The sequence below is a fragment of the Virgibacillus kekensis genome, assembly GCF_042654125.1.
GTDB lineage: Bacteria > Bacillota > Bacilli > Bacillales > Amphibacillaceae > Lentibacillus > Lentibacillus kekensis.
Genome location: NZ_JBHSFU010000004.1, coordinates 355,574 through 374,002, shown reverse-complemented (window position 1 = coordinate 374,002; position 18,429 = coordinate 355,574). Strand labels below are relative to the sequence as shown.

At 42.8% G+C, this 18,429-nt stretch carries 17 protein-coding genes and 1 riboswitch; all 17 genes read left to right on the top strand.

Annotated elements, in window-relative coordinates; translation table 11 throughout:
- Positions 1-160 precede the first annotated feature (160 nt).
- Positions 161-244: riboswitch (cyclic di-GMP riboswitch) on the top strand.
- Positions 245-426: 182 nt separating this feature from the next.
- Complete coding sequence (gene folE / locus ACFO3D_RS06130) at positions 427-1,002, top strand: GTP cyclohydrolase I FolE (RefSeq protein WP_390293858.1); 576 nt, start codon at positions 427-429, stop codon at positions 1,000-1,002.
- 17 nt (positions 1,003-1,019) lie between these two features.
- Complete coding sequence (locus ACFO3D_RS06125; RefSeq protein ID WP_390293856.1) at positions 1,020-1,826, top strand: 6-carboxytetrahydropterin synthase; 807 nt, start codon at positions 1,020-1,022, stop codon at positions 1,824-1,826.
- Positions 1,827-1,838: 12 nt separating this feature from the next.
- On the top strand, positions 1,839-2,552 hold the full coding sequence (locus ACFO3D_RS06120; protein WP_390293854.1) for an SDR family oxidoreductase: 714 nt from the start codon (positions 1,839-1,841) through the stop codon (positions 2,550-2,552).
- A gap of 17 nt (positions 2,553-2,569) precedes the next feature.
- Positions 2,570-3,490 (top strand): ATP-binding protein, encoded by a 921-nt coding sequence (locus tag ACFO3D_RS06115; RefSeq protein ID WP_390293852.1) that lies wholly within the window; start codon positions 2,570-2,572, stop codon positions 3,488-3,490.
- 1 nt (position 3,491) lies between these two features.
- Positions 3,492-4,556, top strand: a complete 1,065-nt coding sequence (locus ACFO3D_RS06110; protein ID WP_390293850.1) for an alpha/beta hydrolase — start codon at positions 3,492-3,494, stop codon at positions 4,554-4,556.
- Positions 4,546-4,773 carry an acyl carrier protein gene (locus tag ACFO3D_RS06105; RefSeq protein ID WP_390293848.1) on the top strand — a complete coding sequence of 76 codons (228 nt, stop codon included), beginning with the start codon at positions 4,546-4,548 and terminating at the stop codon, positions 4,771-4,773. The genes ACFO3D_RS06110 and ACFO3D_RS06105 overlap by 11 nt, the downstream gene beginning before the upstream one ends.
- A 4-nt stretch (positions 4,774-4,777) precedes the next feature.
- On the top strand, positions 4,778-6,244 hold the full coding sequence (locus ACFO3D_RS06100) for a class I adenylate-forming enzyme family protein (RefSeq protein ID WP_390293846.1): 1,467 nt from the start codon (positions 4,778-4,780) through the stop codon (positions 6,242-6,244).
- Positions 6,237-7,829 (top strand): methyl-accepting chemotaxis protein, encoded by a 1,593-nt coding sequence (locus ACFO3D_RS06095; RefSeq protein ID WP_390293843.1) that lies wholly within the window; start codon positions 6,237-6,239, stop codon positions 7,827-7,829. The genes ACFO3D_RS06100 and ACFO3D_RS06095 overlap by 8 nt, the downstream gene beginning before the upstream one ends.
- 1 nt (position 7,830) lies before the next feature.
- On the top strand, positions 7,831-8,157 hold the full coding sequence (locus ACFO3D_RS06090; protein WP_390293841.1) for an STAS domain-containing protein: 327 nt from the start codon (positions 7,831-7,833) through the stop codon (positions 8,155-8,157).
- A gap of 2 nt (positions 8,158-8,159) precedes the next feature.
- Positions 8,160-8,990, top strand: a complete 831-nt coding sequence (locus tag ACFO3D_RS06085; RefSeq protein WP_390293839.1) for a PP2C family protein-serine/threonine phosphatase — start codon at positions 8,160-8,162, stop codon at positions 8,988-8,990.
- Between the two features lie 11 nt (positions 8,991-9,001).
- Positions 9,002-11,068: a flagellar assembly protein A gene (locus tag ACFO3D_RS06080; protein ID WP_390293837.1), complete on the top strand. Its 2,067-nt coding sequence runs from the start codon at positions 9,002-9,004 to the stop codon at positions 11,066-11,068.
- A gap of 15 nt (positions 11,069-11,083) precedes the next feature.
- A complete protein-coding gene (locus ACFO3D_RS06075) occupies positions 11,084-11,398 on the top strand; it encodes an STAS domain-containing protein (RefSeq protein ID WP_390293834.1) in 315 nt (104 codons plus the stop codon).
- Between the two features lie 54 nt (positions 11,399-11,452).
- Positions 11,453-12,253 (top strand): flagellar motor stator protein MotA, encoded by an 801-nt coding sequence (gene motA, locus ACFO3D_RS06070; RefSeq protein WP_390293832.1) that lies wholly within the window; start codon positions 11,453-11,455, stop codon positions 12,251-12,253.
- Positions 12,231-12,983, top strand: a complete 753-nt coding sequence (gene motB, locus ACFO3D_RS06065) for a flagellar motor protein MotB (RefSeq protein WP_390293829.1) — start codon at positions 12,231-12,233, stop codon at positions 12,981-12,983. The genes motA and motB overlap by 23 nt, the downstream gene beginning before the upstream one ends.
- Positions 12,984-13,109: 126 nt before the next feature.
- The gene (locus ACFO3D_RS06060; protein ID WP_390293826.1) at positions 13,110-14,480 is read left to right on the top strand and encodes a sigma-54 interaction domain-containing protein; all 1,371 of its coding nucleotides are present in this window, start codon (positions 13,110-13,112) and stop codon (positions 14,478-14,480) included.
- Between the two features lie 267 nt (positions 14,481-14,747).
- Positions 14,748-16,316 (top strand): class I adenylate-forming enzyme family protein, encoded by a 1,569-nt coding sequence (locus ACFO3D_RS06055; RefSeq protein WP_390293824.1) that lies wholly within the window; start codon positions 14,748-14,750, stop codon positions 16,314-16,316.
- Positions 16,317-16,488: 172 nt separating this feature from the next.
- A complete protein-coding gene (locus tag ACFO3D_RS06050) occupies positions 16,489-17,979 on the top strand; it encodes a sodium/proline symporter (protein ID WP_390293820.1) in 1,491 nt (496 codons plus the stop codon).
- Positions 17,980-18,429: the final 450 nt, after the last annotated feature.

The following is an 18,429-nucleotide window of genomic DNA, read 5'->3' as shown; positions in this document are numbered from 1 at the left end:
CTGGATTTATTTCAGTTTTTATAAGTGTGAGCATTATGACAAGGGTTTACAACAGTGTGTGTGCTACTTACTATAGTGTTTTTTTAATCAGGTAATAGTTATATTTATCTATTAATTTACATAGAAAAGGTAAAACGTTAAAACTACTAGGTATTATAACCTACGATAATAGCAAACTCATTGAAAAATGAGGACGCAAAGCCACGGGTCTAAGGTCTATGACTATGACAGCCGGGTTTCCGAAAAGGTTGGTAACAACTTAAAAATGCAGAACAGAAAATATTCTGCCGATTTAAGCCCACCATTCTTTGGTGGGCTTTTTTTACTATCAGAATAGATACGTTTGTGGAAGATACTATTAGAAAAATTCGACGAACCTAATGTCGAGTTTTTCTAATAGCCTAAAGAATTTTGGAGGATGAGAAAATGGTTGGAAAGACGCTGGAAAAGGGAATTTTAGAGGAGTATGTTCGCGGGATACTGGAAGTCATAGGAGAAGACCCGTGTCGAGAGGGATTGCTTGAGACACCTAAGCGTGTTGCCAAAATGTACAGGGAAGTATTTGCCGGGATAGGGGTTGCTCCTGAAACAGCATTGACAACAACTTTTGACGCGGAGGGTTATGAAGGGATGATCGTGGTGAAGGATATCGATTATTACACTTTCTGTGAACATCACTTAATTCCGTTCTTTGGCAAAGTCCATATCGGATACATTCCGGATAAACAAATCGTAGGACTTAGTAAATTTGCCAGACTTGTTGAATTGACCGCACAACGACCACAGGTGCAGGAACGTATGACTGATCAGATTGCAAAAGCAATTTCAAATGTCCTTCAGCCTAAAGGAGTCATGGTGAAACTTGCGGGTCAGCACTTATGCATGTGTGCGCGGGGTGTGAAAAAGCCTGGTTCATCAACGGTGACTTCCGTTAAAAAGGGAGCTTTTTTGGAAAGCGAGTCTTTGGTGCGTGAATTCGAAAGTAATATAGCTAACAGCTGATAAGGGAGGAAACAGGAATGCTTTATTTATCGCGCAGAGTCGATTTCTCTGCTATGCATAGTTACCGTATTGATGATTGGAGTGAGGACCAGAACTTTAAAGTTTTCGGTCCATTCAGCAACCAGCATGGACACGGTCATGATTATCAGCTGGAAGTGATGGTTAAGGGAGATCTTGTGGAAAAGGCAGGAATAGTTGTAAACACGGTAGACATCAAACGGATTGTAGGCGGCTTCGTTGAAGAGGAGCTTGATGGTAAGTACTTAAATATGGAACATGATTATTTCAAAAAGAACATTCCGACAACAGAAAACATAGTTACGTACTTATGGGATATGCTGGGACCTAAACTGGAAAATTGTACGTTACATCGATTGAAATTACATGAGAATTCTCACTTGTATGCAGAGAAAGGGGAAGAAGACTTGGTTACGTTAACGAGAAAGTATCACTTCAGCGCGGCGCACAGACTTCACAGTGAACAATTGACAGAGGAAGAGAACACAAGGTTGTTCGGTAAGTGCAATAATCCGTTTGGCCATGGTCACAACTATTATCTGGAAGTGTCCGTACAGGGGGAGCCCGATCCGGTTACTGGAATGATCACCGATCTGGATGACCTGGATAACACGGTGGAGTCGGTTGTTCTAAGTGAATTCGACCACAAGCACTTGAATCTGGACACCAAGTGGTTCGCTGGTCTAAACCCAACGTCTGAAGTGGTGGCAAAAGTGATCTATAACATGTTGAAACCGCTGTTGCCGAATCTTCACAAAATCGGTTTATGGGAGACTGAGAAAAATTACTTCGAGTACGCAGGTTAAGGGGTCGATTTTATGGATTTATCACATTTGAAAAATAAGGTTATTGTCATTACCGGAGCAAGCCGTGGGATCGGAAGAGCAATGGCAGAACTTCTTGCAAACTGGGAAGTAAAGCTTGTACTTGGGGCAAGAGATACCGAGCAATTGGCAAAAGATTTTAGCGGGCAGGATAATGTTCTATCCATCCAGTTGGATGTTCGAGACGAAACCTCCGTAAAACAGTTTGTTACCGGGGCGATTACGCAATTTGGCAGTGTCGACGTATTGATCAATGCAGCAGGAGTCGGGAAGTTTTCCAGTATTCTCGATTCGGCTACCGAAGACTTCGACGATATGGTGGCAGTTAATCTTCGGGGCACCTATTTAACGTGCAAGTACTTTGGAAGAGTCATGAAGGAACACAGGGGCGGTCAAATCCTGAATCTGGTTTCAATCGCAGGGACCACTGCTTTGCCTGGTAATGCCGGATATTCCTCCTCGAAATTTGGTGTTTATGGTTTTACCAAAGTACTGCAGGCAGAGCTCCGCAGGGAAGGAATCAGAGTAACTTCGGTTATCCCCGGAGCTATAGCCAGCTCGTTTTGGGATGGAATTGATTCGAAGCCGCCTGTTTCGCAAATGATTCCATTGCAGTCCATCACAGAACATTTAGCATTTCTAATGAGTCAACCGGAGAACTCGGTGGTGGATGAAATAACCATCATGCCTCCTGGTGGTATTTTGTAAGAGGGGAGGGTGAACGGATGAAGACTTTTCTTTCAAAAATTCTCCCCGGTTCGTCTGAGAAGGTTGAAGAAAAGGTAGTAGAATACCATCCGAAACTTACTCATATTTCCTCTTATCAAATGGTGGAGGATAGGGCGCTGACTGGCTGGGTTGCTTCCCGTCTGGCTCATGCAATGGGGTTCGACGAGAAAGATAGAGAAGCACTGTTCTTTCTGGCGTTCACAGCCAGGTCGCTTGATGACATGGAAAATGAATCGATAAAAGAACTGATGATAATAGCACAGTCGGCGGTAAAGTGGATACGGACAAATTCAGTAATAGAAGAAGAGTTGAATCAGGTATCTTCCACAGTTACTTCGAAAGAAATTTTATCCAGAGTACTGAACGATATTCAGTCAGATGTCAATCATTTAAATGTCTCATCGAACGAAACAGATAAGAAATGGGAAGTTTACCGTGATGTTATTTATGCTGCCACCCATGGACAATTCCTGCTGATTAAAAAATGCGAGATAGCCCGCTATACGAAAGGTAAAGTGTTATGTGAAGCAGATATTGCTGAACGTAATGATATAGCAAAAGCTAGGAATATGGCAAAGGAATGCCTGACAGCACATGGGCTTAAATCTACTAAAATAACAAGTTATAATTTGATCATTTCTGAAGCGGTAACGAATTTGTTGAAACATGCTACCGGCGGCAAAATGACTGTTTACAAAGAGGACAACCTGGTATGCGTCCTGGTTGAGGATAAAGGGCCGGGGTTTCCGCTGAAGATTTTGCCTAAGACAACGTTGATGGCCGGATTTTCTACCAAGGAATCCCTTGGTCAGGGGTTTACCCTCATGATGAAAATGGCTAATCAGGTAGTATTGGAAACGTCCTCGTCCGGTTCCACTTTAATATTGGTACTTAACGCAGGTGAGGAGGGAATATAAGATGATTGAGCAGACAAATGCCTTGCTGACAATCCAGAAATCACTATTGGCTGCACGACTATTTGATGGGTTCTGGGATCGGTGGATTGCACACGGAATATTATTTTCTGAAACAGCAGGAGTTCGAAATTGTTTAAAAAACGTAACGAAATGGGAGGATTCTTTCCGGAATACAGCCGATCAGCACTACGAACAGGCGACGCTATACCAGCGAACAGGGGCTGTCCGGACTGCTGAAGAGTTATATAGATTATCGAGTCTTTATTATAACCTCATTCATTGGATTTACCCCGATCGCACAATAGAAAAAATAGATTGGTTGAAGAAGGCAACCGAAGCTACCGAACGAGCTGACCTCCTTTCAGCGATTCCAAGGGTTAGAGAATCTGTCACTGTGGATGGATTCAAATGTCCGGGGAGAATCAGAGTCCCGGCAAGCCCTAAAGGTTGTATTTTCATTATTAACCCAATTGATTCCACAAAAGAAGAACTGTATACCTATGAAATACAGTTTGTTGAAGCAGATTACATCACAGTCAGTTTTGATGGGCCTGGCCAGGGGGAAGCTTTTACGCTCAATGGGTTAACGGCCACAACAAAAAGGTGGGAGCAGTTCCTTGGTAAGGTCATTGATCTAACGCACGATATGTTCCCTGATTTGCCAATCCACTTATTCGGCACGAGCTCAGGGGCTTCGTGGGCTATCCATGGAAGTCTTAATCCAAAAGTGTATAGTTCGGTGGCAGTAAGTCCGCCGCTCGCAAGTAACGGTCCTATGCCACATTATTTTGGCGAGCGAATCAATTTCATTTCGAGCGAAGGAGCAATAGTATCGCCAATTACCAAACGATCAGATTATCCTTCCGTCCTTTTATTTCACGGAGCGAAGGATGTAATGGTGAACACCGCTGATATTCATGATTTCTATCAACGTCTTCCTGAGCCAAAGCAATTGGTGGAGTACAGTGATGAGGGACACTGCTGCAACTTCAAGCTCGAAGAAGTACGTCGGTTGGCTGTTGAGTGGTTTAGTTCTAAAGGGGAGAGAAAGCGGGATGCAATTTGAACAATTCGTTGATGTGATTTCGGACATTACACACCTGCCAGCAGAAAATATAACAGCCGAATCCAGTTTTCGGAATGACCTGGGGATTGATTCGCTAAATCTGGTCAATTTATTTATTCAGTTGTCGGAAGAGACAGGGATCGGTTTTGAACAATTGGTACGTGCAGATGACGTGGAAACAGTAGGAAGCGTTTATAAAATTTTGGAGAAGAGATGATTAAATGAAAACAGTAATAGATACACTTTTTGATCGTGACAGTGGCAAGGCAGTTCTTGCAACCTTCAACGGAAATTATACGGCTGAAGCTATGAAAGAGAAGGTGCATTATTATGAGGAAATACTTAAGGATCAGGAACTCAGTCAGAAGAAAGTAGGCTTGCTTGTTCCAATGATAGATTCCTATCTGGCGCTGTTTTTGGCAGTAAATAAGCTTGGTGGAACAGTAATTCCGTTAAGCTGGCAATTCAGACAAGAAGATTTAACAAACGTTCTGGATTATCTGGATCCCCATATTGTATTCACGGTGGAGGTACATAATGGATTTGCATTTGGTGATGCAGTTCAGACATGGGCAGAATCCACTAATAGAGAAACGGTGGTATATACTGCTGCTTCCAGTAATGAATGGGCTCGGCAGACGTATAAAGGTGAGACCAAGCCATTGGAACAGAACGATATTCCAATCATCGTCTGTTCTTCCGGAAGTACAGGGACGCCTAAAGGGCTAATCTGCCAGCCTGACTTTGTGGATGCTCTTTACCGGGTATTACCGGAACTTACCGATTTTCAGCCGGAAGACAGCGTGCTTTTAATTGCGCCTCCAACAAGTTCAGCAGGTCTGGCGTTTTTCCTGTACGGGATCTACAGTGGGGCAACAGTTGCTTTTGCGGAAAGCTTTGACTTCAAAAAAATGACGAATCTGGTCAGGGACAATAAGTGTAATAAGATAATCGGCACACCTTCCATTTTTAAGGCGATTTTTCAGATTGCCAAGGAACTTGATCCCGAAATATTGAAAAACATGAAGCTTGTTGGTCTTGCTGGAGAGAAGATAACTACAGACTATAAGGATCAATTTGAATTTATGGATGATTGTACATTTACCAGCATGTATGGAAATACCGAAGCGGGTGTTATTGGACAGAGTGTTCTAGAAGATAAAGTTGAATTTACGCTTCTAAAAGAAACTCGTCATAAAATTAAAGATGGTGAATTGCTGATTAAATCTCCAACCTCGTTTGGCGGTTATTATAAGAACCCTGAACTGACAAAGGAATTATTTGATGAGAATGGTTGGATTTTCACAGGGGATATGGTCCGCGAGACTGAGCCAGGTAAATTCGAAATGATCGGTCGTAAAAGAGATATTATTAAAAAAGGTGGCCAGCAGGTCGTTCCTGCCGAAGTGGAAAAAATTCTTGTTCAATACTCTAAGGTGAAGCAGGCAGTAGTATTAGGCGCCCCGCATGATGTATTTGGTGAACAGATCGTTGGATTTATAGTACCCAGCGGTGAATTGGATCTGAAAGACCTTTCCTACTTTTGCGCACAAAGAATTGCCGGTTATAAAGTTCCTGATCACCTCAAGGTTCTTTCTGAAATTCCGGTCTCACAGGGAAAGGTTGATAAAGTCACCCTCCGCAAGATGTTCATGGAAAACAGAACGGAGGAACCTGTAAGTGGGTAAAAAACAATCGTTACGGCGTCAATTTATTTTAAGAATGTTTATTATTTTATTGAGCATTACCGTGATTACCGGAATCATTCAGGTTTATTATCTTAATAAGCAAGTTTCTGAGAATGTTGAACGGGAAGCTTCAATGATTGGAAATAGCATCGAGCAGGGGATTGTGGAAACAGATATGGCTGCACGAGCGATCGAGCGTCAGATTGATTACAAACTTGAAGTTATAACCAATCAGATCAGTGAACAGTTGCCGGATAGCGTGGATGCTATTACGACAGAGCAGTTAATTCAATTAAGAGACCAGACGAATATAGCTGGAATTGATATTTTTTCATATGATGAGGAGAATATCGTATCTGTTACAAAGTCAACGGAACCCGATGAAATTGGTTTCACGCTAAAAGGTGTTAATGATGCCTATTATGCCACGTTTGTCGAGATTCTGGAGGGAAATATACCCGATTTACAGGATCAGGTGAGCTATCAGAACGGCAATACACTGGTGTTCTATACCGCGCAGTCGGGTTCGCGAGAAGAGCCGAAGTTCTTTAAATATGGTTACCAGAAAGAACCTGGAACAGATTATTTTATCAGTACTTTTATCGAAGCAAATGAAGTAAATCAATTCACCCAGGAAGTTGGTCCAGAATCCTGGATTGATAAAGTATCCAGTGAACATGAGTACGCGAAAGAAATTGCTGTACTGGATCCAAAGGTGTTCGCTGATCCAAGTCTTGCGGAAAAAATGTACCCGCCTTTACAGAAGGTGATTTACGGTCAATACAGTTTGAAGACCGATGAGGAAATACTGATAGGAATGGTTGAGAACCCCGAAAAAGTAACCAGAATAGATAGTCATGATGGCGAGAAAATCTATAAGATGTTCATGCCACTGGAAGATGGACGAGTAATCTATGTAGCGATGGATTATGAAAAAATGATCGCTCCATTTAAAAAATACTCGCTCATCCTTATTGCATTCGGGATAGCTTCATTGGTTGTTTTGTTTATTGCGGCGGCACGATTCTTTAACAAGATATATAATAATATCGCACAAATTATCGCACAAATTATTTCGCATGAAAAAGGTGACTTTACAGTGCGCAGTGATGTGCATGACAAAGGAGAACTTGGTCAGTTGTCGACCACTGCAAATAAAATGGCCGATACATTAAACCATGTATTAAGCGAGACGCGTGAACAGGCTGTAAAAACGGAACGCCATGCCTACTTGCTAGAGTCAGAAGCAAATAATTCGGTGGAAAAGGTTTATTCCATGTCCATGGAGGCGACCGCAGATTCTAGAGATTCGATGGATGAGATTAATCATATTATCAATCAGATTGAGGAGCTTTTGCAGAACGATAATGCAAAGGACCAGGATATCAGGGCAAAAATAGCTGACATCCATGCGCTAATTCAGAAAAACTCCAATACAACAACCGAAATGACAATTACGTTATCAGATGTACTGAAATCCTTACAGGGACAGTCGACTTCCCTGTCTGATATTTCAAAGAAGCTGTTGAAGAATTTGGAACAATTCGAGTTGGATGAAAAACAGGAATCTAAGAAGGTGCTGTGACATGGAAGAAATGATTAAGGTGGAAAAGGTTAGAAATGGATCCGAGTGTGTTCTTTTTGTGAATGGTGTATTGGATTACGCTACAATGGATCCTTTTGTCGAACATATCCGTGCAGTTGAGGATGGAACAACGAAAGTAACGATAAATTTCAAGGAACTTGAGTTTATAGATTCTACAGGTATCGGGGCAATAATCAACCTGGCCCACGAAGCGAATACCAGACATTTTAGCGTTGAGCTTGAGGGTGTGGATGAAGAGACCCATGAGCTGTTTGAAACAATTGGTGTTTATCAGATTCTCAGCGCATTGGAAGAGGAAGGGGAATAGTTATGTACCGCAGGGAGTTGTCCCATTTAACGGCAGAGGATAAGGGAATCAAATCATTGGAACGGGAAATCAAGCTTGCCCGCAAGATACAGATGAAACTGCTTAATGGGGTACAACCGCAGATTAACAGTGGAGAAGTGTCCGGCACCTCTATTCCAGCCCGGTTGATTGGAGGAGACTATTATGATTTCTATGTGCTTCCAAACGGGAAACTGCGAATCGTAATTGGTGACGTAATGGGGAAGGGCATACCGGCAGCGATGCTGATGATTCTGACCCGGGGGGCATTCCGGAGTGCAGCTGAAAGTAAACAGGGACCGGGGGATACTATAACCGCCATGAATAATGCGATGTACACTGATCTTCGTACTTTGGGGTCTTTTGTCACCCTGTTTTGTGCCGACTGGGACCCGGAAAACCGAGTTTTGTCGTATGCCAATGCAGGACACAATACGCCGCTTGTTGTACGAGCGAATAAAGCGATATCTGATTTACCAAAAGTAAAGGGTGTAATGCTGGGTGGTTTGCCGGACCAAAATTACTCTGAAAGATCGATTAAACTTGATGAAGAGGATGTTGTGTTTTTTTACACGGATGGAATTGTGGAAGCGCAGGACTGTCAAGGGAACATGTATAAGATTGATCGGTTGAAAGATGTGATTTTGGAAAAGTCCACGTATGATGTGGAGGCAATTGAGAACGAAGTAATTAAGTCAGTTGAAGACTTTGTGGGGGATGTACCGCAAAAAGATGATATAACGATGGTGCTGCTTAAAATCAGTCAGGATAAAACCGATATTACAAGTTATAACTCCCCAATAATAAATGCATAGGAGGTGCAATCATGAAAAGTATTGTCTCAAAGGGGAAAAATGTCCAGCAAGCTATTCAGATAGGGCTGGATATACTGGAAGTCAGCAAGAGTGACGTGAACATTGAGATCATACAAAACGAGTCAAGAGGCATCATGGGAATCGGGAGCAAAAAGGCAATTGTAAAACTATCAAAAGATGCTTTCAAAGATAGAAAAGCGGATGGCGGTGCGGACGCACTACCGATAGATTCGATAGATGATGTGGAACGATTGATAGATTCTTATTCCGTTAACGTTGAGTCACCCGAGGATAACCTTCCATCTGGCGTAACAACAAATAACGAAGGGCGTAGCGGTAAAGTATGGGTGGAGCGCGGGAAAATCCATGTAAAGGATGCTCCGTCCAAGTACACCACCATCACCCTTGATAAAGATATTAGGATGTTAAAAAATAATCAGCTAGTTAAAGAGAAGACGCTAATGGTTACTGAATCAGATATTTTGGACGTGGACTTTGTGGAGGAAATACAGGAAACAAAGTGGAAAGTCTCCATCAAGGACCAAGGGATGAAAGCATTGCTCGAGATAATACCAGGTTATTCTGTAATCCGAAAACTTGGGGATGTACCTCCAGGCGAACATATTGAGTTAGTGGTAGAGGAAACTCAAGAAATTGAGAACACACTTGAATATACCAGCATCCAAAAAATACTGGAAGAGAAGCAAATAACGTATGGGATTAATGAGCCAGCAATCATGAAAGCTATTAATGCCACGGAGGCTTCTGAGTTTGAAATCGCAACAGGAAGAAAGACTAAGTCGGGTAAAAACGGATCTTTGGAGATAAAAGTAAATACAGATTCCAAAACGGTTTTACAGGAAGATGAATCCGGAAACATTAATTTTCGTGAAACTCGCATACTTCCCACTGTGGATATGGGCGAAACGCTTGGAATTATTTACCCGCCGATGCCCGGACGCCCTGGTATTTCTGTTCTAGGAAAACACCTTCCTCCCAAGCCGGTTCACCCGGTAAATATAAAAGCCGGAAAAGGTGTAATTGTAGTAGAGGACAAGTTAATAGCGACTGAAAGCGGCCGTCCTTCAATACAACAAAGAGGACATCTTGTTAAGGCATCGATCATGCCTAAACTGATTCATGAGGGTAATGTAAATATTTCTTCCGGGAATATCCGGTTTGACGGGGATGTGGAAATCACTGGGGAAGTGGAAGAAAATATGGTGGTGGAATCCGGTAGTGATATTATCGTTCATCAAACAGTGAATGACGCTGTGGTTACTGCATCCAACTCAGTTGTAACCTATGGCAATGTCGCCAGTTCAGTTATAACAGCTGGGAAAAGCAGCATGCTGATTGCGGAACTGGGACAACTACTGGAAACCATGCACTACCAAACGGAGAAGATTATCAGTGTAATTAAGCAACTTACACAAGCAACTGCTTTTAAGTCCAGTGATTTTTCCCGAAAAGGAATACAACCACTGATACGAATATTAATGGAAAAGAAGTTCAGTAACTATAAGCATTTAGCTAAAGAATATGTGGAGATGGTTACAAGTGGTAAGGAGTTTCTGGATAGTGAATGGGTAGACATCTCCAATCAAATAAGTGAATATTTCCTGAGGTTATCACGCCATGATATTTCAATCGAGCAAATTAAGGAACTTTCTCTGAGTATGCATGAGCTGCATGAAGTAAGTAAAACACCTGAAGAACCAGGGTCTTATATGACAATCTCCAATGCTTTAAACAGTAGATTGTACTGCAGCGGCAATATCCTGATAATTGGACACGGAAGTGTAAACACCAAAATATACTCCGGAGGGCAATTAAAGGTCACCGGAGTCGTCCGGGGAGGGGAAGTATTCGGAAAGACCGGGGCTGAACTTAATGAGATCGGTTCGGCCAGCGGGACAAAAACAGTTGTCGAGGTCCCTGCCGGCCAAGCTATAAAAATTGCTAAGGCACATGAAGGTACCGTACTCTTAATCGGTAATCAGAAATACACCTTTGAGGAATCTAAGAAAAATATTAAAGCAATATTAGATGAAACAGGCAAACTAGTATTTGGATAACGAGGGGGGAATAGAATGATTCAGTATACTACGAAAGAACGCGGCAGTGATAGTTTGGAAGTATTGTTAAAAGGTGACCTGGACATAGATGGAACGGAAGTAATCGAGGAAGAATTAATGCCATTACTACTGGGTCTCCGCAGTGCGAAGATTAATTTTGAGAATGTTCCATTTGTCGATTCTTCAGGTATGGGACTGCTTATGAAACTAGTGAATACTTTGAAAGAGCATGATATTACGGTAACTGTTTCCGAGGTTAGAGAGGATGTATACGAAGTATTTGAGTTGCTCCAAATACCGGAAATAATAGGTAAAGATGTTTTTGTCTAACGCAAGAAGGAATAAATTTTTCTTTTACCGGATTACAGAAGGAGGGACTCAATTATGGACAAAACATCAGTAATTGGTATTTTGGTAGGTATCGCGGCCTTGGGGATTGGGATTTTGCTTAAGGGAGTAAGTCCTGAGGCTCTTATTAATCCGGCTGCATTTATTATAATTTTTGTCGGTACTGCGGCGACGGTTATTATTGGATTTCCTACAGAAGTAATTAAAAATATACCAAAGCTGTTTTCGATTATTTTTAAAGAAGATAAGCATTATGATGTTAAGAAAATCATCCATATGTTTGTTGAATGGGCAGAAGCAGCCCGGAAAGAGGGAATTTTATCACTTGAAAACAGGATAGACGAGCTCGATGATTCCTTTTTAACGTCAGGGATCCAGCTGGCTGTTGATGGACAGTCCCCTGAGTTTATTCGAGATATTATGATGGAAAAAGTGGATGCAATGGAAAACCGACACCAGCAGGGTATTTCTGTATTCACGCAAGCAGGTACGTACGCGCCAACCTTGGGAGTTCTTGGAGCAGTTGTTGGTTTGATTGCTGCACTGGGAAATATGGGGGACATTGAGGCTTTAGGACATGCTATTTCATCTGCCTTTATTGCAACGCTGTTCGGGATTTTTTCGGGATACGTCCTGTGGCATCCTTTTGCAAACAAGTTAAAGGAAAAGTCGAAAAAAGAAGTGTTGGTGAAAGAGATTATGATAGAAGGGATTTTGTCCATAACCAATGGCGAGTCTCCGCAGCTGATTAAGGATAAGTTAGGTTCGTACTTGTCACCTGCAGAGTTGAAGAAAATGGATCAGGAGGACTCCTATGCGCAGGAAGAAAAAGAATAGCGAAGAACATATGAGTGAGTCCTGGCTACTTCCTTATGCAGATTTGCTGACACTTCTTCTGGCTCTGTTCATCGTGCTTTTTGCTATGAGTGAAATTGACACCAAAACATATAAAGAACTTGCAAGAGTCTTTAATGAGGAATTTTCGGGTGGGAAAGGAATACTGGAACATAATGATAGTTCGGTAGATATGCCAGTGCCTAAGGAAGAACCAGAAGAACATAAAGAAGAGGCTGATAAAAACGTACAGGAACTTATGCAGCTGACAGCGCTACAGGAACGAATCAATAAATATATCAGTAATAATAATTTGACCAAAAGCATTGAAACAAGTTTGTCAGGGGAAGGCCTGTATATAACGATTACCAATGATATTTCTTTCGAATCTGGTAGTGCGGAAGTCAAAGGGAAGGGTAAAGATATTGCTAAGGATGTCTCCAACTTCTTGTATACAGATCCCCCGCATGAAATTGTGATCAGTGGACACACTGACGATATTCCAATTCATGATAGTGTCTATAAATCAAATTGGGAGTTAAGCGTTATGCGGGCGGTGAACTTTATGCGTATCGTGCTGCAAAATGATAAGCTGGAACCCAAGCGGTTCAGTGCAAAGGGATTTGGCGAACATAATCCGCTTGTACCAAACACCAGTAAGGAAAACCGCGCTAAAAATAGACGCGTAGAAGTATTAATTCTCCCCAACTATGACATCAAAAGCCTGCAATAAAGGCGGCGGGACAGGGGGGACAGGCACCATGTCCCCACTATGTGGGACACGGTGCCTGTCCCCCCTGTCCCTTTTTATGATAGAATAGTATAAAATGTCTGATTTTAGGGTTAAGGGGAGTGTGCTGTGGAGACGAAGGTTAATTTTTTTCGGGAAGAGGTTGTGAAAAGTTTCTTTGAAAGCGTTTACGATGGCGTTGTGGTTGTTGACTGCGATGGCATCATTCAATACATGAGCAGTACATACTGCAGGTTTCTGGATGTAAAGCCGGAACATGTTGTTGGTACGCATGTGGAAATGGTTATCGAGAATACTAGAATGCATATCGTCGCCAAAACAGGAAAAGAGGAAATAAATGATTTGCAGTTGCTGCAGGGAAATTATGTGATAGCAAACCGGATTCCAATCCGCCGTAAGGGCAAATTAATTGGTGCCATCGGTACGATTATTTTTAATGACCTGGGAAAATGGCAGGAGATGAATGTCCATATAAAGAAGCTCCTCAATGAGCTGGATTTCTACCGGAAAGAATGGAATGAAACCAATGGTGCCAATTATTCACTCCAGGACCTTGTTGGTACATCAGATGAAATAGGGCACCTAAAAGAGCAGGTTGTAAAACTGGCTGGCGGCGATATTGCCGTTTTGATTCGAGGCGAAAGCGGAACAGGCAAGGAACTGATTGCTCACAGTATTCATCAGCTGAGTGAACGAAGCCGGAAGCAATTTGTGAAGGTGAATTGTGGTTCCATCCCTGAACATCTGCTTGAATCTGAGCTCTTTGGATATGTGGAAGGAGCGTTCACCGGAGCCAAAAAAGGCGGGAAAATGGGTAAGTTCAAGTTTGCGGACGGTGGCACGATCTTTCTTGATGAGATCGGTGATATGCCGGAATATATGCAGGTGAAACTGCTTCGTGTTCTCCAGGAAAAAGAAATCGAACCTGTGGGATCCCTGCAGTCTGAAAAGGTTGATGTGCGGGTGATAACTGCCACTAATCGACCAATCGAAAAAATGATTGAGCGCAATAAATTCCGAGAGGATTTGTTTTACCGGATTAATGCGGCCCAGTTATTTTTACCACCTTTACGGGAACGGCGGGAAGACCTTAAAATCCTCGCCCGGCATTTCCTGCAAAAGGTCACTGCCCGGATGAACAAGCGAGTCAACAGGATAGATGAAGATGCGCTGGCATTAATTAAGGACTATCACTGGCCAGGCAACATCCGGGAACTTGAGAATGCAATAGAAGTGGCTGTTCACCTAAGTGAAGAAGGAACAATTGATGTTCATTCACTGCCATCATATCTGAATCGTGGCAGGAAAGACTATACCGAAAAAAGAACACTGAAACAGCAGCTGGAAGATACAGAAAAACAGATTATCGAGCAGGCTTTGAAGAAATACCAATATGACAAGTTGAAGGTCGCTGAATCACTTGGGATGGGAAAATCGAGTCTTTACGATAAACTTAAACGCCATAATATTATGTATTAGTTTGTATATAATTCCGGATTCCTGGAATGCGTTCCGGGATTCTGGAATTTTGATTATGGAGCGGGTCGTGTGTGTATTTTTAAAACTTCCGTGGCCCCCATTCCGAAATATCGGAAAAGTCAGGAACTTAATAGCTACCAGAATATTGATAGGACCCCTTTTATAAAGTTGGCATGATTTTTGCTATAAGAAGAGTGGAGGGCTCAAATGGTTTCATATTGAGTTTGAATAAATGTATGCGCTTACTTTTAAAAGGAGGTATTTCTGGTGGATGTTGGCTATATGACCAGAGGGGTGCTGAAACATGGAAATTCTTCTGCACGGGAAAAAGTTGCCGTTCAAATGGAAAGTGGACAGTCATGGACGTATGAAGAACTCGATCAGATATCCAACCAGTATGCAAATCGTCTGAGGGATATGGGGATAGAAAAAGGTGACCGTGTAGGAATTCTGCTATATAACTGTCTAGAGTATTTTGGACTTTATTTTGCCGCAGCCAAATTGGGCGCGATTGCTGTCCGGCTGAATTTCCGGCTTACAAGTCATGAGTTTGAATATGCGCTTAATGATTCGGGGGTAAAGGTTCTCTGTTTTCATTCTGAACTGTCCGGTCAGCTGGAGGATATTCGAGACACAGTAGGGGTCGAAGAATATATCTGTCTTCCAAACAAAAATCAGCGTGTTCCTAGCTGGGCGCTGGGCTGGGAAACGTTTAGCAATGGTGCGACTGCAGAGGTTAATACAGATCCGGTTAATATGGATGACCCTGTCATGCTGATGTACACGTCTGGAACAACAGGCAGGCCAAAGGGAGCTGTCTGGACCCATGCCAATACATATTGGTTTTCGGCGATACAGGTGATGAAATGGAATTTTACTGGTGAAGAAATCGGTATGACCACAGGACCACTGTACCATGTCGGCGCAATGGAGGACATCGCCCTGCCAGTAATGCTGGCGGGTGGAACGGTTGTCATTACGAAGAGTCGGGGGTTTGATATTAATCGTGTGATGAAGGTGATGGAGAAGGAAAAAGTCACTGATTGCTTCATGTATCCGTTCATGATTTATGAAATGCTGCACGAAGCGAGTGACGAAATAAGACTGCCTGATCTGAAACACATTTATACCGGAGGCGACTCACTTATGCCGTGGGCGGTTGAACAGATGAACAAGCGGTTTCCGCACATCGGAATCAGTCAGGTATACGGGCTGACAGAGGGGACACCGATAGCTGCTTCGCTCGATGCCGAGGATATTTTTACAAAAGGTCACACGGTCGGTAAGCCGCTGCCGTTAACGGATATTAAAATCGTCGACCATGACAAAAACATACTTGGCACAGGGGAGATTGGTGAAATTGCTGTCAAAAGCCCTGTTGTATCAAATGTTTACTGGCAGAAGCCTGAAGCAACAGCTGAGACATTTGTTGACGGTTGGTGCTACACAGGTGATCTAGGAAGCGTTGATAAGGAAGGTTATCTGTCCATTTCCGGGCGAAAAAAAGATATGATCCGTAGTGGCGGAGAGAATATTTACGCTGCTGAAATCGAGGATGTCCTGATGCGACATGACAAAATCAAAGATGCATCAATTATCGGGATACCTGATCCAAAGTTCCTCGAGACCGTTTGTGCCATCATTGTAAAAAAAGATAATACGGAGCTTACGGAGCAGGAAGTGGTTGATCACTGTAAAGAACTACTGGCGAGTTACAAGAAGCCGCGAAGGGTTATCTTTGTCGATGAACTGCCGCGTACACCCTCCGGAAAGGTGCAGAAGTTTATTTTACGAAAACAGTATGGAGAAAAGGGCGAGGCAGAAATAGGGGGTTAATGATTAGCAATAAAATTTTTTGCGAGGAATTACTCAATCAAAGGGGAGGTAGATTTATGTTTGGGTTATCGCCATTAATGACGTTTATGCTGTTTATATTTTGGCCAGCGTCGATTATAGCAGCAGGATTATGGGGGATGCTAGCATTCAGGAATGAGGAGGAGGATAGCTAATGGATGGGAATACGATTATATTGCTGATTGGTGTCGCGTACCTTCTGGGGATAATGGTCATCGGACTATACTCAATGAAACACCAGAAGGACATGGATACGTACTATACCGGGGGCAGACGGTTTGGTCCATGGCTTGTCGCGTTAGCTGTTTCTTCAACAACGATGTCAGGTTACGGCTTTATCGGGCTGACCGGTCTCGTTTATCAGAATGGTTATCCTGTGTTTATGATTGGAATTTTTGCGACCGCTGGGATATTTGTCAGCTTTTTGATATTGGCAAAACCAATGCGGAAAATCGCCGAGAAATTCGGGGCGATGACTATTCCGGATATTTTGGAGGCCAGATATAACAGTAAGGCTGTCCGGGCCATAACGGCGCTTGCCATTCTTGGAGGAGCTATCGGTTACCAGATGGCCCAGTATAAGGCACTCGGGAATATGCTGCAGACAGTTCTTGGGGTGGATTATCAGATAGCACTGTTTATTGGAGTGACCATTCTAACAATCTACGTGGTAGCTGGTGGAATGATCAGTGCGCTCTGGACAGACTTCATCCAAATGATTGTGATGGTAGTCGGGGCGTTAATTGTTTTCATCGGTGGTATGAATCTTGTTGGTGGAATGTCACAGTTGAATAGTGAGATTTCCTCCATCAATCCGGATATGGTTAATGCCTATCATACCGCTGGACCTATAGGAATATTCGCGTTTATCTCTTATTTTTTCATTTACGTGATTGGTCATCAGGGGCAGCCACACGTGGTTTCAAAATTTTATATGATCCGAAAAGTTTCGATGCTGAAATGGGCATGTGTAATTGCCGCATCAACGTACGCAATTACTGCGCTGTTATGGTTTGTCGGTCTTTACACGAAAGTGATGGTCAATCGTGGGGAAATGGCTGCACCGCCATCACCCGACTTAGTAGCACCATTGTTTATCGAAAACTTTTTCCACCCGGCAATCGCGGGGATTATCTTTGCAGCGGTAATGGCGGCAATCATGTCAACAAGTGAGGCATTCTTGTTGATTGCAAGTTCATCGATTGTACGGGATATTTATCAGCAGATTTATAAAAAAGGGGAAAAACTTCCACAGAAGAAAGAGCTTGCGCTTTCCAGGTGGATCACATTATCAGTTATCGTACTAACATTCTTGTTGTCGCTAAATCCGCCAGATTTAGTCGGCTGGCTTGGTAATGCATCATGGGGAATTTTTGTTGCCTCACTTGTACCAGTATTAAGTATAGGTCTTTACTGGAAGCGGGCAACCAAAGCGGCTGCAATCTGGTCGTCTTCTCTCGGACTTGTGTTTAGTATTGGGCTTTATATTTTGAAGGTAAAGGGAATTTATGTTCCGGCACTAGATACGGGTGCAATCGCATTTATGATCTCAACGGTAGCCTTCATTGGAATCTCGCTCATCACCAAACAAGAATCCAGCGAAGTATTCAAAGAAATATCAAACAAGAAAGCTGACAGTGCATAAGCGAGGCTGGGACACAACTATAAGTTACATTCTAAATACGAACGAATGCACCGGATTTTATAATGTGTACTCTTATAGTTGGATCTCATTTCACAGTTGATAAAAAACGCGAAGAGTGAATTTAGGAAATGATAGGCAGCTGCTTCAGCAATACACTTCGCTTTCCGTGGACTCACCACGAGCCTCCTCGTTCGCATAGACCCGCTCACTGTGGGGTCTCTTAGGCTCGTTGTTCCACAGGAGTCTTCGTGTATTGCTTACGCTTGATGTCCATAAATTATTAGGATTTGAGTATGTTTCTAACGGTTTTACACTGGATTTTATAAGACCCTCTTTCGCTAACTTGGCGTTGATTGAAGCGTAGGGTAGTCGACTCCTGCGGGAAAAGCAACAGCTGAAAATCCCGCAGGAAGTGGTTTTCTTCCGAGGAAGTTGAAGCGTTGCCCGCGG